This is a genomic window from Mycobacterium sp. TY814 (genome assembly GCF_030755175.1).
In the GTDB taxonomy this organism is placed as follows: Bacteria; Actinomycetota; Actinomycetes; order Mycobacteriales; family Mycobacteriaceae; genus Mycobacterium.
In genome coordinates, this window is the sequence record NZ_JAUFRY010000005.1 from 21,210 (window position 1) to 42,550 (window position 21,341).

At 66.5% G+C, this 21,341-nt stretch carries 19 protein-coding genes; 2 read left to right on the plus strand and 17 right to left on the minus strand.

Features of this window, described 5'->3' with window-relative positions; translation table 11 throughout:
- Positions 1 to 75 precede the first annotated feature (75 nt).
- From QXH22_RS28170 to QXH22_RS28220, 11 genes are all read right to left on the minus strand, one after another.
- A complete protein-coding gene (locus QXH22_RS28170; RefSeq protein WP_306277628.1) occupies positions 76 to 1,266 on the minus strand; it encodes a PPE family protein in 1,191 nt (396 codons plus the stop codon).
- A gap of 54 nt (positions 1,267 to 1,320) precedes the next feature.
- A complete protein-coding gene (locus tag QXH22_RS28175; RefSeq protein WP_306277629.1) occupies positions 1,321 to 2,583 on the minus strand; it encodes a PPE family protein in 1,263 nt (420 codons plus the stop codon).
- Between the two features lie 493 nt (positions 2,584 to 3,076).
- A complete protein-coding gene (gene eccA, locus QXH22_RS28180) occupies positions 3,077 to 4,912 on the minus strand; it encodes a type VII secretion AAA-ATPase EccA (RefSeq protein WP_306240506.1) in 1,836 nt (611 codons plus the stop codon).
- Entirely contained in the window at positions 4,909 to 6,135 is a 1,227-nt protein-coding gene (eccE, locus tag QXH22_RS28185) for a type VII secretion protein EccE (protein WP_306240507.1), read from the minus strand. Before eccE ends, eccA begins: the two co-directional genes overlap by 4 nt.
- Positions 6,132 to 7,937 carry a type VII secretion-associated serine protease mycosin gene (mycP, locus tag QXH22_RS28190; protein WP_306240508.1) on the minus strand — a complete coding sequence of 602 codons (1,806 nt, stop codon included), beginning with the start codon at positions 7,935 to 7,937 and terminating at the stop codon, positions 6,132 to 6,134. The genes eccE and mycP overlap by 4 nt, the downstream gene beginning before the upstream one ends.
- The gene (gene eccD / locus QXH22_RS28195) at positions 7,915 to 9,426 is read right to left on the minus strand and encodes a type VII secretion integral membrane protein EccD (RefSeq protein ID WP_306240509.1); all 1,512 of its coding nucleotides are present in this window, start codon (positions 9,424 to 9,426) and stop codon (positions 7,915 to 7,917) included. The genes mycP and eccD overlap by 23 nt, the downstream gene beginning before the upstream one ends.
- Positions 9,427 to 9,692: 266 nt before the next feature.
- The gene (locus tag QXH22_RS28200) at positions 9,693 to 10,595 is read right to left on the minus strand and encodes an ESX secretion-associated protein EspG (RefSeq protein WP_306240510.1); all 903 of its coding nucleotides are present in this window, start codon (positions 10,593 to 10,595) and stop codon (positions 9,693 to 9,695) included.
- A gap of 99 nt (positions 10,596 to 10,694) precedes the next feature.
- Positions 10,695 to 10,979 (minus strand): WXG100 family type VII secretion target, encoded by a 285-nt coding sequence (locus QXH22_RS28205; protein ID WP_055579135.1) that lies wholly within the window; start codon positions 10,977 to 10,979, stop codon positions 10,695 to 10,697.
- A gap of 32 nt (positions 10,980 to 11,011) precedes the next feature.
- Positions 11,012 to 11,308: a WXG100 family type VII secretion target gene (locus QXH22_RS28210; RefSeq protein WP_055581207.1), complete on the minus strand. Its 297-nt coding sequence runs from the start codon at positions 11,306 to 11,308 to the stop codon at positions 11,012 to 11,014.
- Between the two features lie 309 nt (positions 11,309 to 11,617).
- Complete coding sequence (locus QXH22_RS28215; protein WP_055579137.1) at positions 11,618 to 11,917, minus strand: type VII secretion system ESX-5 target PE19; 300 nt, start codon at positions 11,915 to 11,917, stop codon at positions 11,618 to 11,620.
- 251 nt (positions 11,918 to 12,168) lie between these two features.
- Positions 12,169 to 12,492 (minus strand): DUF732 domain-containing protein, encoded by a 324-nt coding sequence (locus QXH22_RS28220; protein ID WP_306240511.1) that lies wholly within the window; start codon positions 12,490 to 12,492, stop codon positions 12,169 to 12,171.
- A gap of 356 nt (positions 12,493 to 12,848) precedes the next feature.
- Here QXH22_RS28220 and pstS point away from each other — a divergent pair, with 356 nt between their 5' ends.
- Positions 12,849 to 13,910 carry a phosphate ABC transporter substrate-binding protein PstS gene (pstS, locus tag QXH22_RS28225; protein ID WP_371934339.1) on the plus strand — a complete coding sequence of 354 codons (1,062 nt, stop codon included), beginning with the start codon at positions 12,849 to 12,851 and terminating at the stop codon, positions 13,908 to 13,910.
- Between the two features lie 14 nt (positions 13,911 to 13,924).
- Here the strand turns inward: pstS and QXH22_RS28230 are convergent, their stop codons facing one another.
- The 3 genes from QXH22_RS28230 to QXH22_RS28240 form a co-directional block, all read right to left on the minus strand.
- On the minus strand, positions 13,925 to 15,139 hold the full coding sequence (locus tag QXH22_RS28230) for a PPE family protein (protein WP_306240512.1): 1,215 nt from the start codon (positions 15,137 to 15,139) through the stop codon (positions 13,925 to 13,927).
- A gap of 37 nt (positions 15,140 to 15,176) precedes the next feature.
- Positions 15,177 to 16,394: a PPE family protein gene (locus QXH22_RS28235; protein WP_306277630.1), complete on the minus strand. Its 1,218-nt coding sequence runs from the start codon at positions 16,392 to 16,394 to the stop codon at positions 15,177 to 15,179.
- Between the two features lie 149 nt (positions 16,395 to 16,543).
- A complete protein-coding gene (locus QXH22_RS28240) occupies positions 16,544 to 16,738 on the minus strand; it encodes a ferredoxin (protein WP_306277631.1) in 195 nt (64 codons plus the stop codon).
- A 64-nt stretch (positions 16,739 to 16,802) separates the two neighbouring features.
- Between QXH22_RS28240 and QXH22_RS28245 the strand changes: the two genes are divergently transcribed.
- Positions 16,803 to 17,999 carry a cytochrome P450 gene (locus tag QXH22_RS28245; protein ID WP_306277632.1) on the plus strand — a complete coding sequence of 399 codons (1,197 nt, stop codon included), beginning with the start codon at positions 16,803 to 16,805 and terminating at the stop codon, positions 17,997 to 17,999.
- Here the strand turns inward: QXH22_RS28245 and QXH22_RS28250 are convergent.
- The 3 genes from QXH22_RS28250 to QXH22_RS28260 form a co-directional block, all read right to left on the minus strand.
- The gene (locus QXH22_RS28250) at positions 17,996 to 19,222 is read right to left on the minus strand and encodes a PPE family protein (RefSeq protein ID WP_306277633.1); all 1,227 of its coding nucleotides are present in this window, start codon (positions 19,220 to 19,222) and stop codon (positions 17,996 to 17,998) included. The genes QXH22_RS28245 and QXH22_RS28250 overlap by 4 nt on opposite strands.
- Before the next feature lie 10 nt (positions 19,223 to 19,232).
- Entirely contained in the window at positions 19,233 to 19,532 is a 300-nt protein-coding gene (locus QXH22_RS28255) for a PE family protein (RefSeq protein WP_065049588.1), read from the minus strand.
- 75 nt (positions 19,533 to 19,607) lie between these two features.
- Entirely contained in the window at positions 19,608 to 20,828 is a 1,221-nt protein-coding gene (locus QXH22_RS28260; RefSeq protein WP_371934346.1) for a PPE family protein, read from the minus strand.
- Between the last annotated feature and the right edge of the window lie 513 nt (positions 20,829 to 21,341).

Genomic DNA, 21,341 nt, shown 5'->3' on the forward strand with positions numbered 1-21,341 from the left:
TTTCGTGTCGAAATTCGATGCCACGAAAATTGTTGTTCGACACGGTGACAATAAATGTCGGTACGATGCGGCAGTTCAGCCTGCCGCCACCGGACGCGGCATTATGGTCAGCTTGAATCCGTAGCGCGGGCCGTTGCCCCAGCTGCGGGAGTAGGTGGCGGGCGCGGGCATGCCGGGCATACCGGGCATGCCCGCCGCGGCTTCCGGCGCAGCGGTGACCGCCGCACCGGAGCCTGGGATCACGCGGTCGGCGACCTCCGCGGCCGTGGTCCAACTCGGCGGTACGGACAGCCGGCCGACGAACGACGCTTGATTGACTCCTGCGCTCACCCCGCCCGATTGCGAGGACGTCAGGCCTGCGGACGCGGCGTCGGCGGCAGCGGGCGCGGCATCGGGGGCCCCTTCGGCTACCGCCTCGACGTCCGCGAGCGCGTCGGTAGTGGCAGGGAAGATGGTCACGGGCGACACGTATTGGGCTGACACGAACCCGTTCACCAGGTTCGAGTTCAGAAAGATTCCGTAGGGGTTGCCGTCATTGCCGTCCAGGAAGTTCAGGATGTCGGCCAGCAAACCGGTTTGCGGGATGTTGTCGAACGGTGAGGCCGCGGCCGGGGATGCCATCTGCTGCAGGCTCGCCGGCACGGCGGACATCAATTGCGGTAGCTCCGACTGGGTGGCGGTGCCCGTCGCGGACCCGGAGGCCTGTGTGACAGCCGCCGCCTGACTTGTGAGACCGTCCGGATTGGTGGTCTGGTCCGGTTCGCGGAACGGCGTCAGCGTCGAGGCCGCCGCCGCATCGGCGGCGTAGATGTACATCGCCGTCGCATCCTGGGCCCACATCTCCGCGTATTCGGCCTCGGTAGCCGCGATCGCCGGCGTGTTGATGCCCAGAAAGTTCGTGGCGACCAACATCAGCAGTGTTGCCCGGTTGGCGGCGACGGCAGCCGGCGGGACGGTCATCGCGAACGCGGCGTCGAATGCCGCGGCGGCGGAGGCCGCCTGACCGGCCGTCTGTTCGGCCTGGACGGCGGTCATTCTCATCCACGTCATGTACGGGACAACAGCAGCCGTCATCGCCTCCGCTGCCGGCCCCAGCCAGCCCTCACTGACCAAAGTGGCAATGACGGACTCGTATGCCGTTGCGGTCAAATGTAATTCGGCTGCGGTTTCATCCCAGGCCGTCATTGCGGCCAGCATCGGCGCTGAGCCGGGCCCGGTATACATTCGCAGCGAGTTGATTTCAGGTGGGAGCGCTCCAAAATCCAATGACAGCACCTCCTTTCGCCCAACGTGAGCGATGTCGCGGCGGTCTCCCTCCTGTTATCCGGCGGCCGGCGGGCGCCCCATGATCGTCGGACGGAAGCCATAACGAGGCGGGTTGCCGAAGTTGTTTCCGTACATTCCGGCGGCGGGTAAACCGGGGATGCCGGGCATGCCCGCCGCCGCTTGGGGCGCAACGGCGGTACTGGTCCAGCCGCCACCGGGTGCGGCCGCGCCGGCGTAATTGGCCACCGCCGTCGCTGCGGTCCAGGTCTGCGGAACGGACAGCCGCCCGACCATCGCCGCCTGGTTGATCCCGCCCGTCACTCCGCCGCCCGTGGTGTACGAGGCCTCGGCCACATCCATCAACGGGGGGATGTTGGTGGGATTGGCCGGTGATGCGGCCGGTATCCAGGAGGCGTTTCCCTCACCGGAGCCCATCGGCGGCAGCGCTTGCTGCTGTGCGCCTAGTGCGACTGCGTTGATGTCGGCCAGTCCAGCGAACGCAGCCGGTGCGACGATCGCGGGGCTGACGTAGCCGGCCGAGACAAAGCCGTTGACCAGCGAGGAATTCAGGAAGATGCCGTACGGGTTTCCGTCGTTGCCGTCCAGGAAGTTCAGCAGGTCGGCGAGCAATCCGGCACCCGGGAAGGCATCGAGCGCCGCCGCTGGTGCCGAAAGGCCTTGCAGCGTCGACGGTACCGACGACATCAATTGCGGCAGTTGCGACTGCACGGTGCCCACCGCGGTTCCGGCAGCCTGGGTGACGGCGCTTGCTTGGCCGGCCTGTCCCGCCGGGTCGGTGACCTGCGGCGGTGAGCTGAACGGCGTCAGCGTCGATGCGGCCGCCGAACTGGTGGCATAGCCATACATCGCCGCCGCATCCTGGGCCCACATCTCGCCGTAGGCGGCCTCGGCGGCTGCGATCGCCGCCGTGTTCTGGCCGATCACATTGGTCGCCACCAGCTGTTGCAGCTCGGCCCGGTTGGCCGCGATGACCGCCGGCGGCACCGTCATGGCGTATGCGGACTCGTACGCCCCGGCCGCGGCGGCCGCCTGGGTGGCAGCTTCCTCGGCCTTCGCGCCGGTCAGGGTCATCCAGGTCAGATATGGCGTGATGGCCGCCAGCATGGCGTCCGAGGCAGGCCCGCGCCAACCGTCGTCGGTCAGTATCGAGACGACTGTGTCGTAGGCGGCAGCCGTGGACTGCAGTTCGGCAGCCAACCGCTCCCAAGCCGAAATCGCGGCCCGCAGTGGTGCCGAGCCGGGCCCGGAGTACATGCGCAGCGAGTTGACTTCCGGTGGTAATGCTCCAAAATCCATCGTCGTCACCGCCTCAGCCGACCGCGGCGACGATATGAACGGGAAAAAGCGATGCAGCGCAAGCGCTTTGAGTGAAAGACATCGGACTTCTCCTTACGAGATAGTCCGACCCAGCTACGGGACTTGGCCGCTGAGGTGGTGTCGGGGTGCCTCCGATGACGTGGGCGCCGTGGTGAATACCGCGGCCACCGCGCGTCCGGATTCTTGCGCCAGCCGATTCCGACGACGGGAAAGCGCCGTGACCGGATCGGGATGAATGGTCATCGAATGTGCAGAGACGTTTTCGGTTGGATCAGTGCGGCCCCACCTCCCGTCACCATCAGGGCACACGGGAGCGCCACCGTGACAGGGTGCGCCTACCCCACTCGTCTTAGCTCGAGTTGCAGACAGCGTATCCGGCGGAAGCCGCAGCGGCAGGGCAATAGCCACAACCCCTTCGGCGCGCCGCGCCGGCCAGCGCCGCGGGTGGGCGGACGCGTGCCGACGGAAGGCGTTACTTGTTCTTCCGCTCCTCGGCGACCGCGGCGCTGAGCCCCTCGGCGAGGTCGTCGCGGGTGAGTTCCCGGAAACGGCGCATCTGGGCTTCGCTGAACTCGGTGAGGTCGCTGTTGAGCACTGCGTCCAGATCTTCGTCGTCGAGGCGGAAACTACGGTGGTCACGCGCTTTCTCCACCACGTTGCGGACGAACCCGGCGTTGCCGAGCATGTCGATGCCGCGGATCAGGTCGCCGTCCTCGGAGTATGTCTCGTCGTTGTAGAACTTGGTGTACGACGGCAGCAGGACCGAGGCCTCCTCCTCGGTGATGACGTCTTCGTTCTCCCTGCCCATCAGCACGGTCAGCGCAACGAGCTCCTCGGGCGTGTAGCTGAAGAACTCGATCACGGTCGAAAAGCGGCGCCGCAGACCCTGATTCACCTCGAGCATCTTTTCCATTGCCTTGGCGTATCCGGCGCCGAACACCACCAGCTCGTCGCGATGGTTCTCCATGTAGAGCAGCAGGGTATTGATGATCGCATTGCCGTACGGGTCGCCCTGCTGGTAGCCCTTCTCGTGCAGGGTGTGCATCTCGTCGAAGAACACCGCGCCGCCCAGCGCGCCCTCGAGCATTTCCTCGGCGTTCTTCTCGGCGTCGGCCATGTAGCGGCCCAGCAGCTTGGTGCGACTGGTCTCCACCACCAGCGGCTTGCGCAGCACGGTGAGACCACACAACTGCTTGGCGAACGCCCGGGCGACCGACGTCTTGCCGGTGCCGGGCGGCCCGAGCAGAAGGGTGTGCCGGGACGTCAACGGAACTGGGAGTCCCATCTTTGCCCGCGCCAGGTTCACCTTGGTGGTCGACTTGATCAGCTTGATCTCGCGTTTGGCCTGCTCCATGCCCAGCATGGCGTTGAGCTCGGCGTCGCCTTCGGCCAGGTATTTCGCGGCTTCCTCGGCATGGCGGGCAGCCTCGGCCTGCGCCCGCGACGGTGCGCTGTCCGGATCCCACGGATCCGTGCGGGCCTCGATCGTCTCCGGGTCGGTCAGAACCAGACGGAAGTTCGGGTTGTCCAGCGCTTCGCGGGCCGGGGTGAACTTCGCGTCGCGCGAATACACGCGGCGCAACAGTTCGACGGCCTCTTCCTCACGGCCGACGTGGCGCAGGCACATGCCCTGGGTGTACAGGGCGATGTTCGCCGCGCCCGGCACCCGGTCGCCCTCGATGGCGTCCTGTCCGCGCCGGAACGCTTCCTCGAAGACCCCGAGCGACGCCAGCGCGGTAGTCGCCATGGCCGCCCCCGCCGCCTTGAGCTCGGGGTGCCGCCACGGCGTCGCCTCAGGGAACTGGGTCAGCACATCCGGCCACCGTTTGGTGCGGAAATAGAGCACGCCGCGCACATAGGTGACTAGTTCTGCGTCGAACGGGTGGCGGGGGTCGGCCGAGTCAAGCAGGTCCGCGGCTTCCTTGTAGCGCTTGTTCTCCGCGAGCACTGCCGCGTAGGCGCAGGCCAGTGAGTCGACGCTGGTCACGGCGAGCCGCAGGAACAGGCCGTCGGACACCTCGGGACGGAACTGCAGATCCGTGACACCGAGGCGGCGGGTCTCCCACCCGAAGGTCCTTACCGCCGCCCACGCACCGGCGAGCACCTCGAGGCTCTGATCACCGGCGAGGATCCGCGCCAGCCAGGCGTCGCACATGCCGGGGTCGAGCTTGGTGGCGGTGGTGAACATCTGCGCTGCCACCTGCGGGTTGTGGCTCGGCTGCAGTCCGTTGACCGAGATGCCCGAAGCCAGCAGCCCGGCAACCATCGCGTTTCTGGCATCTTCGGCGGCTGACTGCGCGCGGGTCATGGTGTTGCTGAGCTGGTTACGCGCTCCGGCTCATGCCCCACTGGCAACTCCAGCTCATCGTGGTCGCGCAAGTCGCGGCCCGGCACGACCAGCGGTGGCCGTGAAGACGGCGCGGGCAGACTGGCCCGCACGGCCGCCAGCTGGCGTCCCGTCAGGCGGTTGAGGCCGGCCGTCAGCTCCCTGGGGAGCCGAGATTCACTGTGGTAGCGCACGAACGCTGACAGTTGCGGCCGTCTGGCCCGCGTCGTCAATCGCATGGTGAGCACAGTAGCGCCTACCTCCGGAGCGTCCGACAGCCATAGGCTCTCCAGCGTCTCGGAGTCGATGTCGGAGGGCGTCACCCAGAAACTGGTCACGAACCCGTTGAAGTGCTTCAGGTGGCGCCAACCGGGCCGGCTCCACGTCGGCTCCAAGTCGGCCAGCACGGCGGCGTCGACTTCGGCCAGCTCGTCGGCCGTCAACGGACGGGCGCTGCACGTCTGGCCGTCCAGGTCCTGGACCAGCCGCTCGGTGGCGGCGACCAGCGTCGACGCCAGCGAGTCGCGGCACACCACGGCGGCCACGTTGCGCTGCGGGTTCATCCGCAGCACCAACCAGGTGCGGCGCCGGTCGGCGGCCGGGCGCTCGCCCGCTCCTTCGTTAGCCTCCCAGCCTTCCGGCTGCCACTCCTCGAGTGAGGCCGAGGCCCGGGCTGCGGCCGCACCACCGCGCACCTGCACCGACACGATGTCGATGCCGTCGAGGTGGATGTCGAACTGGCGCAACCCGTCGGCGACCGCGGCAACCGGCAGGAACGGCGCTGCTCCGCCGGCGACGGTGCGGTGGCGGTGGCGGCCCGCCGGGTCACCCTCGCCCCCGTCCACCTCGACCACCGCGACCAGCTGGCCGCGGTACTCGCGTACTCCCACCGTGTCGCGCCCGAAGCGCCGCTTGAAGTCGGTTGCCGGCGTGCAGCCGGCGCCGAGAGCGGTACCGGGGTCGGCCGACCAATCCCACAGCCAGGAGGCGACGCCGGAGGCGACCGTGATGCCGTGGTAGGTGACCACGGACAGCAACGTCACCAGTACCGCCAGGCCGACACCGACCCACCACGCCACCCGGTTCTCGCCCTGCCACGAATCCGGGGCATGGCTGGCGAGCACCAGAATGAGCACGTCGACCAGGAATACCGCGGTCAGGCGCGGCCAGGACAACGACAATCCGAGCTTGCGCTGCGCCTTCATCGTTGTTTCCGCGATCGTCGCATCAAAGAGGCTGTACCGAACACTGCTCCGCCTATCAGTAATGCCGCAGCCAGGCCCCCGGTGGCCACCCACACCGGCGCCATGTTGCGCGGAGCGGGAGGCTTCGGCAGCGACAGCGGCGCCGAAAGTTGTTTAGGTGCCTGGGGCGGTCCTTGCGGGACGTCCCAAGTCAGTGCCGCGACCGGATCGACCACACCGTAACCGACCTGATTGTCGACGCCACGGGCGGGCGGCCTGGCCGTGTGAATCAACCGCTGCATCACCTGGTACGCCGACAGTTCCGGGAACTTGGCCCGCACGAGCGCGGCCACCCCCGAGACGATTGCGGTGGCGAAGCTGGTGCCCGCGGGAACCAGCAACGTGTTGTCCGGACCGTCGATCGCGTTGATCAGGCCGTCGTCGCGCGGCGAGAGCCCCATGACGTCGGTCCCAGGTGCAGAGATCGAAACCCAAGGCCCGGCAATGCTCATCTGTGACAGCGGCTGCCCGCTGGTGTCGACGGCGCCGACGGTGAGCACGTAATCGCTGAACCACGACGGCGTCACCACCGTGGTCACGGCGTTCCAGGCGCGGGGGTCGTTGGGCGACAGCGGGTCGAAGATGGTGTTCTGCTTGCAGTCCTTCTTGCTGCTGTCGCCGGCCGCCGCAACGATCAGCGCGTTCTTGTCGACCGCGGCGTAGTGCACCGCGGCACCCAGCGTCCGCTGGTCCACCACGTTGCGCGCACTCATGCAGGTCACGTCGGAGATGTTGATCACCGAAGCGCCCATGTTGGCAGCATGCACGATCGCGCGCGCCATCGTCTCGACGCTGTCGATCTTGGCCACCGTCTGCGGGTCCTCGTCGCCGGTGTAAGCGTCCTTGAGGCCGAACGCCTGGCTGGACTGCCGGATCGAGATCACCTCGACGTCCGGTGCGATCCCGCTGAAAGCGTCCGGCGGCGCCGCATTGGGACTCGGCGGCGGCGGCGGTGGCGGCGGGGTCGACGACGACGATGTCGCGCTCGGCGATGTCGTGGTGGTCGTCGACGGGGCCAGCGGGTGCGGAGTACGCGGGTGGTCGACGGGCTGAATCTTGCCGCCGCCCGCGTAGCCCGGGATGGTCACGGTGCCGCCGCCGCGGTTGGCCGACGGCGCCTGACCCGGACCGGGTGCGGGACCGGGCCCAGCCCCCTCCGAGGGCGGTGGGGGCGCCGGAATCACGGTGATGGTCGGGCCGGGCACCGGTGACAGGGTCACGGTCTGCGGTGGCGGTGGCTTTTCGGTGGTCGGGATGGTCACCGGCCGGCGCGGCGATGCCGGCGGGGGCGCAGCTCCGTTGGCCGGAGCCCCGGCGATCATCGAAGCCACCAAGGTGCCGTGGGCGTCGCAGTCAGACAGACCATCACCCCCGGCCATGACGTAATCGCCGCCCGGGATCAGGCGCGGCAGCCGCGGGTGCGGAGTGACGCCGGTGTCGATGACAGCGACCTTGACGCCTTCGCCACGGCCGAAGTGCCACGCCTCGTTGAGGTTCAGCATCTCCATGTACTTCGGCGGCACCTTGAAGTCGGTGCCGGGCATGACCCCGACCTCCGTGCAGTACGAGTTCTGCTTCATCGGTGCGATCGGCCCAGGAGGGCTATCAGGCGGGAGCGCCCCCGGATCGATCGTCGGAGGCGCAATCGCATATGCAGGTGGCATCCCGGCAAGCGCGCCGGAGGTCAGCAGCATCGCGGCGACGGTCGCGCTCAACGCACGACCGCGCCGCGAGCGGCTGTTACCGGTATCGGATCGCTGCATAAACATTCATCAACCACAATGCCAGCGGGAAGATCGGCATGAGGCAGAGGTACTCGAGCCATTCCACGAACTTGCGGAACAGCGGGCTGTAGATGGTGTTGGGCACGACGGCCGCGGCCGTCAGACCGGCGGCCGGCAGCGCCACCAGGATTGCCGCCGAGATCGACACCGACAGCGGCGAGGACAGCACCAGCGCGTACCGCACCAGCACCGCCGCGATGATCAGCACGCCGGTAGTCGCCAGGGTGATGGCCTGCCACCGGTCGACGTAGGAGCGGCCGCGCAGCAGCAGGAACCCGGCGCTGAAGCTGGCCAGCAGCAGCGGCAGCCACCGCTCGTGGGTGTGCGGGTTGGACAACGCGGTCAGGCAGATGACCATCAAGACACCGAGCCCTACCAGCAGGCCGCTCAGGAACGAACGTGCGCGCTCGGCCTGCAGCAGCACGTCCCGGACCGATGCCGGCCCCTCCAGGGTCGGCGGGCCGCCCTCGGAGCGCACCACGGTGGTCGGCAGGTCAGGCCGGGCCTCGAACACCCAGCGGCTGGTCGCGGACGGGAACACCGGCAACCGGATGCCCGCCAGACGCCGGGACAGCGCGGGAGCGGCGTGGTAGAGGATCACGCAGGCCAGCACCAGGCAGGACAGCATGGTCACAGCACTGGTGGCCGCCACCATTCTGGCCAGGCTGGCGATGGTCACCAGTGCGGCTACCGTCACGATCGCGGTGTAAACCGCCAGCCGGCGCCCGGTAAACCGCAGCGCCAGCGCCGCCGCCACCGTCAAGACGCCGAAGCCCAGCACGGCCTGCGGAGACCCAACCGGCCCCGGCGGCGCCGCAGCGGCCGCAACCGTCAACGGGACAAGACCGCTCATCAGCATGATGTCGGCGGCCCGGCGGTCCGCGTCCGTCTTGGCGCGCATCAACAGCATCACTGAGACGGTCAGCACCAGGGCGGCGACGATCGCGGTGAAGATGGTGGTCAGCCACGTGTTGTGGTGCCAGCGCCACCAGCCGAGCACTCCGGAGGCCAGAATCACGCCGGACGCGACCATGGTCGCACCGACCTGAACGGCGACGACCGGGTCGATCGCCGCGAACCGCTTGCTGAGGTTGGCCGAGACGGCGGTCGAAATGTGCTCGATGACCTGAGACCGGTGCTCAGTGTCGTTGACGAACCGGATCCACAGCCGGTCTCCGTCGTAGACATCCTGCTCGGTGAGCGACTGGGTGGCGCGCAGCGGCGTGCCGTCAACCAGGCACAGCGCCCACCGGCCGCGGCCGGTGGCCTCCAGCGGGGTCTCCCCCAGCTCTCGGAGGCGGCTGTTGATCACCTTCAACAGTGGGTCGGTCATCACCGAAACCGGGGCGTTGGCGTCCAACAGAACGCCGATCTGCACCCCCTCGCCGGCCATGATTCCGACAACCACAGCTCTGGGCGACGAAACACCCTCAATGTCAGTCTGTGGCGCATCAGCTACTGCGGTCATCGTCCTGCACCCCCTGCCCTAGCGAATGAGTTGGTTGTGGACCGCGTGGGGCGCTGTGCCGGTGCACTGACCGGGGCGTCGCTGCCCGGGTAGCGCTGCGGCCGGACTGATTCCGATTTCATTTGCCTGCCTCGCGGTTATTGGTTGTGGTTGGCGTATTGCGTTTTAGTTGTGCAGCCCGTTCCAGAGCAGTATGCCGTGTTGGCATCCAGCTCGCATTTTATGTTCAAAAATGTTGTCGCACTGCGCGTCTGGTAACGGCGCTGTTAAACCCTGCTGTGTGATTTCCATTCGCCGTACGGCAAAGTGTCCAAGACGGTCTTCACGCCGACCTGAACCAGTTGCGGGGTGGCGGGGCAGATAGCCAGCCAGGCCTCGCCGGAACCCGCCGTGCGGGCCTGTTGGTAGAGCGCGATCCGGCCACCCGAGCCATCCTTGAGGGACAGGACGGAGGCGCTGGGGCCCTTGGCGTCGTCTCGATACTGGCGCGCATACACCGCAACCTCGGCCGCGGGGTCGGACAGTGCCTGACCCAGCGCGGCGACAGTGGAGGCGCTGATGCCCATGCGTCGCAGATCGCCGCCGGAAAAGACGTTGAAACCGGACTCCTGCCACGACTTGGTGGCTTCGAGCATCTCTTCCAGGGGCACGTTGACGGCGTTGATCGCCGCAGGGTCGGCGTGGTGAATCGACTCGAGACCATCCATCACCAGTGCGGCGATCGAGGCGCTGTCCGAGACGACGACGTCGTCGACGGTGATGTCGCTGCCCACGCGCACCGCGGAGACCCAGTGGTTGGCGCGGCGGGCCAGAACCACCCGGAACTCGTTGTCGGGAATATCGCGCGAACCCGGGGGCTGGTTCTCGTCGTCGACCACGCCGTAGAGCAGCTTGCCGCGCGACAGCAGCGCGACGACCTCGAGGTCGGGCGCGGCGAGCACCTTCATCCGGGCGGCGACCTGCTCGTTGACCGTGTCGCCGACCACGATGCCCTGCTCACGCATCACCGCCATGCCCGGATGCTCGTTGAGCCAGTCATTGTTGTCGGTGGATACGTACGGCCGACACCTGAGCTCCGGGGCGACGTGCCGGATATCCAGCAGCGCCTGAAGCATCCAAAAGCCGTCGACGTTGACAGTGATGTCGGTGCGGGTGCTCTGTTGATCCATCCCTACCTCAATGGTCTTGACTTATTCGAACTTCCAGTAAACCGCAGGACACGGCAGCACACCGAGGAATTGGTGTGCTGCCGCGCCTGGAGATGGGTTTTAGGCCCAGCTGGAGCCGACGGCGCTGTCGGTCTGCGCCATGTTGCTGCCGGCGCTCTGGACCTTCTGGCCGTGAGCGTTGGCCTGCTCGTAGATCACCTGGAAGTTGCGGCCCAACTGGGCGATGAACTCCTGGCAAGCCACCGAACCGGCGCCGCCCCAGAAGTCACCGGCAGCCAGCACATCGCGAACGATGGCCTGGTGCTCGGCCTCCAAGTTGGCGGCCTGGGCGCGGATCAGCGCACCGTGGGCGTCGACGTCGCCGAACTGGTAATTGATCGTCATTTTCCAAAGTCCCTTTCTTGGCTGCTGAAGTCTTAGCTGCTGAGGATCTGCTGCGAGGCCTGCTCTTGCTGCTCGTAGTTGTTCGCGTCGCGAATCAACCCGTCGCGAACGCCGTGCAGCATGTTGACGATGTTGCGGAACGCCGTGTTCATCTGGCCCATGGTGTCCAGCGAGGTGGCCGAGGCCAGACCGCTCCAGCCCGCACCCGAGATGTTCTGCGAGGACGCCCACATGCGGCGGGCCTCGTCCTCGACGGTCTGGGCGTGGGTCTCGAAACGGCCCGCCATGTCCCGCATTGCGTGCGGGTCAGTCATGAAACGTGTAGTCACCTGATTCTCCTTAAACTCGTTACTGCTGATCGGGTTGTTAAGGCACGATGGCCGATCGGCTACACGCGGACATATCCGCCGACCGGTAGTACTGCGAATCTCCCCTTTCGGTCAGCCGGCGGCCACCGGGTGCTCCACGGTCGGAAGGGTGTCGAACCCGGACACCGGTGTCCGGATTGACGGCGAATGCAGGTGATCCGTGAGCGATGGCCCCGACCGGCCGTCAAACCCCGAAATCACCGCCTGTTGAGACGTCGCAGCGGAACTCACGTCCGCAGCTGGCCGTCCCCAAATCTCAATCAGAACCGGTCAGCCTGCGGCCGCCGCGTTGGCGGCCTCGGTCGCCGCATACGAGCCCGAGCTGGTCGACAAGGTGTTGACGAACATCTCGTGAATGGCGGCCGCCTGAGCGCTGACGGCCTGGTACATCTGAGCGTGCGCGGCGAACTGAGCCGCAGTCAGCGCCGACACCTCGTCGGCCGCCGCAGGAACCACCCCCGTGGTCGGTGCCGCGGCAGCAGCGTTCTGAGCGCTCATCGTGGTGCCGATACCCTGCAGGTTTCCGGCCGCAGCCGCCAGAGCCTCCGGCTGTGTGGTCACGAACGACATGCTGTTTCCTCCCTAAATTCATCCAGCAACCGCTCCCTGGACGAGAGTAGATGACGGTGTGGTGCCAGGTCGCCCTCGACGCCGCCTGGTCGACGATTGTTCACTAGACGGCAATACGACTTGACCTGTCGTAACGACACAGTAACAGCGCCTGACCTGCTTCGGAGCGCACTCGCGAGAGTCCACCGCAACCTCTCAGGTTTCTCTCACCATGCCGCTGAGCTGCATGTTTACCCTAACCGCGGGCGACACTAGGACGAGGGTAGCTCGGCCTTGTGGCGCGGGCAGTACGCGTCGATGGCAGCGCCGACGAAGAATCCGGAGTGATAGGCGGGCATGCTGCTGCTGTTCAGCACGTCATTTGCCACATCGCTGGGCGACATGCCGTTGTCCAGTTTCACGCAGACGAAATGGCCGGCCTCGATCGCGTGCGCGGTGGATATGTGGTCGCTGATGCCCTCGGACTTCAGGGAGGCGATGAACTTGTCGTCGGTCGTGTCGGCGTGCACGGTGGCGACCGCCAGTGGACACAGGGAAAAGAAGAGCAGTACAGACCCGGTACGGCGCAAATACATTCGGCTGCTCCCACAATGACATGACCAGAGTTGGCATTACTGAACCTCAATTTTCGCCAGTGCCGAAGCGCTCTTCCAGTTGGGCGGCTATTTGTACATTCTTTATTTACCCGCTGGCAACGTACGAGAGCGCACCGGCGCACCGACACGCACGGCGGACCAGGCAATCGCGTCGAATGCACACGGTAGTTCGCCGTTCACATTTAGGTTGCGGCGACGCTACCGTCCGTTAATTTGCGCCCGACGGAATTACAGTAAGGTTTCGTGTTGCTCGACGCTGAATTGCGCGTCTTCTTTTCCTGACGTGAGGAACTGAATTGTCATCCAGCCTGTTTCGTCTCTTATGGATCGCCTTTGTGGTCGCAATACCGGTGCTCGCCGGTTGTGCTGGCAAAAATGAAGCAGGCGGGCCCACGCCGTCGTCCTCGAATGGCAGTTGCGGCGGCCAGAAGACGTTGAAGGCCAGTGGCTCGACGGCGCAGGAGAACGCGATGATCCGGTTCGTCAAAGCCTTCGAGCGAGCATGTCCCGGCCAGACGACCGACTACACCGCAAACGGGTCGGGCGCGGGGATACGCGAATTCCTGGATAAGAAAACCGACTTCGGTGGCTCGGACTCGCCGATGAGCCCGGGTGAATACGCCGACGCGCAGCGTCGCTGTGGCGCACCGGCGTGGAACCTTCCGGTGGTGTTCGGACCGATCGCCATCACCTACCACATCAACGGAGTCACTTCGCTGATCCTCGACGGACCGACAGCGGCCAAGATCTTCAACGGCACGATCTCCAGCTGGAACGACCCGGCTATCACGGCGCTCAACCCCACTGCCCAGCTTCCCGCTGAACCCATTCATGTGGTGTTCCGCAGCGACGACTCCGGAACGTCGGACAACTTCCAGCGCTACCTGGACACGGCGGGCAGTGGGGCGTGGGGCAAGGGCGCCGGCAAACAGTTCCGTGGCGGAGTCGGCGAAGGCGCGATCGGTAATGAGGGCACCGCCGTGGTGGTCAAGCGAGCCGAAGGCGCGATCAGCTACAACGAATGGTCGTTCGCCCGGGAGCAGAAGCTCGACATGGCCAGGATCATCACCTCCGCCGGCCCGGAGCCGGTCGAGATCAACTCCGATTCGGTGGCCAGGACGATCGCAACGGCCGGCATCATCAACAAGAACAACGACCTCGTCCTTGACACGATCTCGTTTTATCGGCCGAGCCGGCCGGGCTCGTATCCGATCGTGCTGGCGACCTATGAGATCGTCTGCTCGAAGTACCCTGACTCCGAAGTCGGCACCGCGGTCAGAGCCTTCCTGCAGAGCACCATCGGAGCGGGACAGGACGGTCTGTTGGGCAACGGCTACGTGGCGATCCCGGATGCGTTCAAGGCGCGGTTGTCGACCGCGGTGAGCGCCATCTCTTGAGTCCGGGCGCGGGATCAACCCACCGGCAGCTGCTTGGGCATGACCGTGGGCTTGAACCCGTAACGCGGCGCGGCTCCCGCCCCCCGGGAATTCCCTGCGGCTCCAACAGGCATGCCACTCAACACGTTTCCGCTTGCGGCGGACTCGCCGGCGGTTATCGGTTCACTGATCATCTGCACTGCCGGGCGAACAGCCGGCGCCGCCGATGCGCCGGGCCACGACGCTGGGACGGCCAGGTGCCCGATATGGGCACCGTTGCCCAGGCCGGCTGCCACTTGTCCGCCGGGACCGAGTGCGGCGGTGACCGGTGGCACCGGGACGGCGGACGCGGCGGCCGGAGCCGCGCCGCCCAGCAGGCCCGCCGACTTGGCCATCTGAACGCCGAAGTTGCCCATACCGACACTGAAGTACGGCAGGCCTTCGGTGTTGTAGAAGAAGCTCGCGTAGTTCGAGTAGCCCTGCATGAAGGTGCCCAGGTTGTTAGGCAGCGTGGTCTGCCCGGTCAACAGGAACCAGATTTCGGTGAGAACCGGGAATTGGGTCGTTGTCTGCGTCAGCAACTGCTGCGCTCCGGCCGGAGTGGCCAGCAGGCCCAGCTGGCCTGTGACCTGGTTGAAGAAGCTCTGCAACGACTCCTGGATGGACGCCGCCGGGGCAGCTTGCGCCGCGGCGACTGCGGCGGCCTGGTCGGCGGTGCCCGTGGTGATCGACGGAGCGGAAGTGAAGGGTTCCAGCTTCGACGCCAGGGCCGAGGACGACGCATAGGCGTACATGGTCAGTGTGTTCTGCGCCCACATCTCCGCATACTGGGCCTCCAGCTGTGCGATCAGGCCGTTGTTCAGACCGAAGATGTTGGTCTGCAGCGCTTGAGCCAACTCCGCCCGATTGGTCGCCACCAGCGGAGGAGGCACGATCGAGGCGAACGCCGTCTCGAAGGCGGCTGCGGCCGACTGTGATTGGATTGCAGCGCGTTCGGCCTGCCCGGCGGTGACCGTCAGCCAGTCCACGTAGGGCTCAGCGGCTTGCGCCATCGTTGTCGAGGCCGGACCCAGCCACTCCTCGCTGACCAGTCCACCGAGCACGGCTCCATACCCGCGTGCTGTCGCCGTGAGTTCGGCGGCCAGTGCGTTCCACGCCGACGCCGCGGACACGAACGAGGTAGCTCCCGGACCGGAATACATGATCGCCGAGGTGACCTCGGGCGGTAGCGCACCAAAATCAGTTGCCATCGTTCGACTCCTTGATAACTCTGTCTATCAACACGATTCATCCGGCGGACGGTGGCCGGGTGAGCACGGTGTAACGCAGCCCATAGCGGACGCCCAGGTTGCCGGCGCGCTGGCCGTCGCGCGTCCCGGACGGGAATCCGCGCAGTGCGGCGTTGATGCCGTTGCCAGGTCCGGCTTCGGCGGGTGACGACGTGAAGTGGGTGCTGGTGGTAGTCATGACCGCATGTTCGGGCGCGCCTGATGCCCCGACCCAGCTCGCGGGGACCGACAGCGCGCCGATCTTGGTGGACGAGGCGATACTGGCCGAAAGCCCCGCTCCCCCGTGGTAATTCCAGCCGCCGGCACCCAGCGCGGCGAACTGCGGTGTCGGGTACCAGGCACCACCTGAACCCGCGGTGGTGCCGAGGCCCTGCTGCAACTGTTGCGCGATCGACCAGCCGAAGTTGCCTATGCCGACACCGAAGTAGGCCTGCAGAGTCTGCCTGATCGCCGTGTACATGCCCGGGTAGAGCCCTGCCCAGTTGTTTTCCGGCGTGGGCAACCACCCGAGCATGGGCAACGTGGTGACCGGGGTGTCAGTCACGATCACCACGTCCGACGTTGCCGCGGCCGGTGCCGAGACCGCGAATTGCTGTCCCAGCTGCGGAAGTGCGGCCGAGGAGAGCATCTGGGGGATGGTGGGTCCGGTGCTCTGTGCGGAGATGTCGGCCAGCGCGGCCGCCGCCGGAGTGGTGGTGGCCGGCGATTCGGAGAACCGGGTCAGCTCGGTGGCCGACGCCGACGACGCCGCATAGCCGTACATGGCGGCGGCGTCCTGTGCCCACATCTCCAGGTACTCCGCCTCGGCCGCCGCGATGGCCGGGGTGTTCTGCCCGAAGAAGTTGGTTGCGATCAGCGTCATCAGCAACACCCGATTGGCCGCGATCACCGGTGGCGGCACTGTCAGGGCGAAGGCAGTCTCGTAAGCCGCCACCGCCGCCAGGGCGTGGGTCCCCGCGCTCTCCGCCTGACCGGCGGCGGCACTGAGCCAACCCACGTACGGAGTCACCGCGGCAAGCATCGACCGCGATGCCGGACCGATCCACGGCGCGCTGGTCAACTCTGCGATGATCGACGCGTAACTTGCTGCAGCCGAGGCTAGTTCGTTTGACAGCCCATCCCAGGCGGCGGCCGCGGCCAGCATCGGACCCGACCCCGGGCCGCTGTACATGCGGCCGGAATTGATCTCAGGCGGCAGTGCCCCGAAGTCGAACAACACTCCTCCTGACGAATGGCGTCGCTATCGCGCGGAGCAGCCTCAAGAATCCGGGCTGATTGGAAATGTAGAGGCGGAGTTCGGGCTTTGGACCGGGCAATGCCAACTATTCATTGGCTGTCGATGTCTGTTAATCGACAGTTCAGATCTCAGTCCGCTTCTAGGATGATCGCCATTTCGGGGCAGGAGGCCACCCCGTCGCGAATCAGTTCTTCGTCCTCGGCCGTCACTTCGCGCTCTTCGAGGACCGAGTAACCAGACTCGTCGATCGGGAACAGACCCGGGTCCACCGCGAAACACTGGGCGTGCCCGACGCATCTCGACCGGTCCAGACGAACCTTCACCCGGGCAAGCCTAGCTGCCCACAACACGATTGAAACGTCGCGCGGTCATGGGAGACTTCGCTTCATGAGCGCTCCGGGTGCAAACGGGCCAGAGTCCTTCCACCTGCCGAGGCTCGAATACTCCGCGCTGCCGCTGACCGACGACCGGGGGGTCGGGTGGCGGGCGTTGCGGGACGCCGGTCCGGTGGTCTTCATGAACGGTTCCTACTACCTCACGCGACGCGAGGACGTGCTCGCCGCGCTGCGCAATCCGCGGGTCTTCTCCTCCCGGCTGCTGCAGCCGCCCACAAATCCGCTTCCGGTGCTTCCGCTTTCGTTCGATCCGCCCGAGCACACCCGGTATCGCAGAATCCTGCAGCCCTACTTCAGTCCGCACGCACTCGGCGAGTCGCGAGCGGTATTGCAACGCCACGCGGCCTCGATGATCGCCGGCCTTGCCGACCGCGGGCAGTGCGAGGCGATGGCCGATTTCGCCCGGCTGTATCCCTTCCAGGTGTTCCTGGACCTCTACGGGCTGCCCTTGGCCGACCGCGATCGGCTGATTGCCTGGAAGGACTCGATCGTCGGCGACAAGCCTTTCCTCACCGTGGCTGAGGCGCAGGAGGGGCAGATCGAGTTGTTCGAGTATCTGACCGCGGCAATTCAACAGCGCCGCCGGCGGCCAGGCTCAGATATGTTGTCGCAGATCATGACCGGGTCGGGTGACCTCTCTGATCTGGAACTGCTGGGGATGAGTCACCTGCTCATTCTGGCCGGCCTCGACACGGTGACGGCCGCCATCGGATTCGCCCTGCTGGAACTGGCCCGCCGTCCGAAGCTACGGGCGCAGTTGCGCGACGACCTGCGACAGATCAGGGTGTTCATTGAAGAAGTGGTGCGGCTGGAGCCGTCGGCACCCGTGGCCCCCCGGGTCACCACCGAATTCGTCAACATCGGCGGCATGACGCTGCCCCCAGGCTCGCAGGTGCGATTGTGTCTGGCTGTCATCAACCGCGACGGCAGCGATGCGGCATCCACCGACGAGCTGTTGCTGGACGGAAAGGTGCACCGCCACTGGGGTTTCGGCGGCGGACCGCACCGCTGCCTGGGATCACATCTGGCCAGAATGGAACTGACCGTCGTCGTCGCCGAGTGGTTGCGGCAGATCCCGGAGTTCGGGATTGCGGACCAGTACCGGCCCGCAATCACGTTCCCCTCCAAGTCATTCGCGCTTACCTCGCTGCCGCTGCACTGGGATTCCGGGGCAGCGCTGCCGACTTAGCCGGCGAACGGCGGCCGCGCCATGACCGTGGGCCGGAATCCGTACTTCTGCCCCCCGGCGGCGGCAGCGCCGGCCCCGAGCCCGCCTAACGGCATGCCGCCCAACAGGTTTCCCGTGGTTTCCGGGGCGGCGCTGACCGTGTTGATCGGAATCGGCGCCGCGTGACTCACGGCCGGCCCCAGCGTCGCAATCGCGGGCGGCACTGACAGCTTGCCGACGGAGGCAGCCTGCCCCAGGCTCGCCGCCACCGGTCCGCCGCCCCCACCCAGCAGGCCGCCCAGCCCCCCGAGGCCGTGGGCAGCGCCTGCGGCGGCCGACGAAGCCGCCGGCGCAAGGCCTTTGCTCAGCGACAGCAAGGTGTTGGCCATACCGGTCGAGAAGTACGGCAGACCTTCGATGTTGTAGATCGGACCGGCGAAGTTACGGAACGCGGTGATCAGCCACTGCGGATTGATCGTGGCGTTGCCTCCGATGCCCGTGAGTGCCGACCCCAGCACGGAGTTCGGATTGAAGACGATGCCGCTCAGTGATTCGCTGGTCGGCGTCAGCCCCAGCAGGGCCATGTTTCCGGGCGATGCCAGATTGCTCAGCTGGCTCTGGATTCCACCGAGCAGATCCGCCAACGTCTGTTGCGCCGAGCCCGCCGACGTCGCGGCGGCCTGAGAGACCGCGGCACCCTGGATAGCCGACGCCGCCGGGCTGGTGGTCTGCGGAGGCGCGGCGAACGGGGTCACCTTGGCAGCGGAGGCAGACGTGCCCGCGTACTGATACATGGCGGCGCTGTCCTGGGCCCACATCTCGCCATACTGCGCTTCGAGCGCCGCGATGACGCTGTTGTTCTGGCCGAAGACGTTGGTCGCCATGGCCTGTGCCAACTCGGCGCGGTTGAGCGCAACGAGTTGCGGCGGCACCGTGGCCGCGAAGGCGTTCTCATAGGCGGCCGCCGCGGCGGTGGCCTGGCCGGCGGCTTGTTCGGCCTGCGTCGCGGTGGTGTTGATCCACGCGACGTAGGGCGAGATCGCGTCCGCCATCGAGGCGGACGCCGGTCCCATCCACTCCTCGCTGGCCAGCCCGGTGATGACCTTGTCGTAGGCGAGCGCGGAGGCATTCAATTCCGCGGCCAGTCCGTTCCAGGCGGATGCTGCGGCCACCATCGGCCCTGAACCGGGCCCGGAATACATCAGTGCCGAATTGACTTCCGGCGGCAATGCCCCGAAATCCATTGCGTGATCCCTATCTGCTCGCGGCCGCGTTGGCGGCCTCGGTGGCGGCATACGACCCGGCGCTGGTGCCCAGGGTGTTGACGAACATCTCGTGGATAGCCGCGGCTTGGGCGCTGACCGCCTGGTACATCTGCGCGTGCGCGGCGAATTGCGCTGCCGTCAGCGCCGATACCTCGTCAGCCGCGGCCGGAACCACTCCCGTCGTCGCGGCGGCAGCAGCCGCGTTCTGGGCGTTCACGGACGAGCCGATACCTTGCAGGCTCGCCGCGGCCGACGATAGTGCTTCCGGTTGCGTGGTTACGTACGACATGTCATTTCCTCCTCGAATAACGCTGCAAATCAACATGTTTCAGTACAGGTGAACTACGTGCGCGACTCCTCGGGGTCATCCGGCCGACGGCGATCGGGTCAGCACGTTGTATTTGAACCCGTACTTGTTGGTGTAGCCGCCGGCTGCTCGACGGCCCATTCCGCTGCCCGGTATTCCGCTCAACATCCCGTTGGTGGTGGCTTTGGAACCCGCGGCGCCAAGGCCGTCGAAACTTGCGGACCCCGACGGGAGTGGCGTCACCTGGGAGACCGTGTTTGCGGCCCAGGTCGGCGGCACCGACAGCTTGCCAACCGTCCCGGCCTGGGCCCACCCGGCGGACACCGGTGTCCCCCAGGCGCCGATGGCGCCCGGAGGCGGCAGGGCACCACCCAGCGCCGGACTGGGGGCCGGTGCGCCGGGCAGCAGCCCGCCGCCCCAGGCGACCAGCGAGTTGACCGAGCCCAATGCGAAATACGGGTAGTTGGTGACCGAGTTCCAGATGTTCGTGGAGTTTCCGAATGCGGTCGCGATCAGCCCGTTCGGCCCCAGGAACCACGATGGAAGAGTCACCGAACCCGGCGTGAACGAGAATCCGAGCCCGGTCAGAATCTCCTCGATGCCGGTGACCGGCGCAGCCGTGGACACCGAAGTCCCGAGCGCACTGAGCATGGGAGCCACCGCCAGTGCCGGTGCGACGGACGCCGCGGCGTTGCCGGCAGGAGTCGCGGCCGCCTCGCCGACCGCGGCCGCCTGGGCAGCCTGACCGGCGACGTTGGTCGTGACCGGCGGTGCGGCAAAGGGATTGAGTTGCGACGCGGTCGCCGAGGAAGCGGCGTAGCCGTACATCGCGACGGCGTCCTGTGCCCACATCTCCGCGTAGTGCGCCTCGGTCGCGGCGATGGCCGGCGTGTTCTGGCCGAAGAAGTTGGTGGCTATCAGCGTGGCCAGTAATGCCCGGTTGGCTGCGATCACCGGCGGCGGCACTGTCATGGAAAAGGCGGCGTCGTAGGCCGCGGCCGCCGCCCGGGCCTGCATTGCGGCCTGCTCAGCCTGGTCCGCCGTGGCGGCCAGCCATGCCACATAGGGCGCGGCGGCGGCCACCATCGACTGCGACGCCGGCCCGACCCACGGCGAACTGGACAGTTCTGTGATGACCGAGCCGTATCCCACTGCGGCCGTGCTCATTTCGGCGGCGAGCCCGTCCCAGCCCGCCGCGGCGGCCAGCATCGGGCCCGCGCCCGGGCCGGTGTACATCCGTCCCGAGTTGATTTCGGGCGGTAACGCTCCGAAGTCCAACACCACCCCTCCTCAGCCAGCCGGGACCGCACTGGCGATCCCGGTGTCGGCATTGGCTTTGTCTGGACCATGACCAGTCCTGGCAGCTGCGTTGCTGCGCTTTCTCCCCCATGCGGTGACCCGGCGAAGTGCGACGGGTCGGTAATTCAGCGCCGGCCTGGTGGAAATCGGTAGCCGCCAAACGAAACGTTCCTCCAACCTGCGAAAAGGTCGAGGATATTAGCATCGTTAGGAGTTATTCGGCTCGTTTTCGGACCGGCACATAGAAAACACATTAGAACCCGAAATCGGTCCGAGATACCGATGACACCGACTATTCATTCCCGGCAAACCGTTGTTCAGCCGCCGTTCAACAACTGCCGCGACGCACTCGTCTGACCTTGGTGAATAGCTCTGCGGATTGGGCGGCGGATAAACAGGTGACACTGTTTCCGGGGGCATTGTTCACCGAGATGTTGCTGAAGCCGGACAACAAACAAAGCCGGACAACAAACAAAGCCGCCGCGTCGAGGC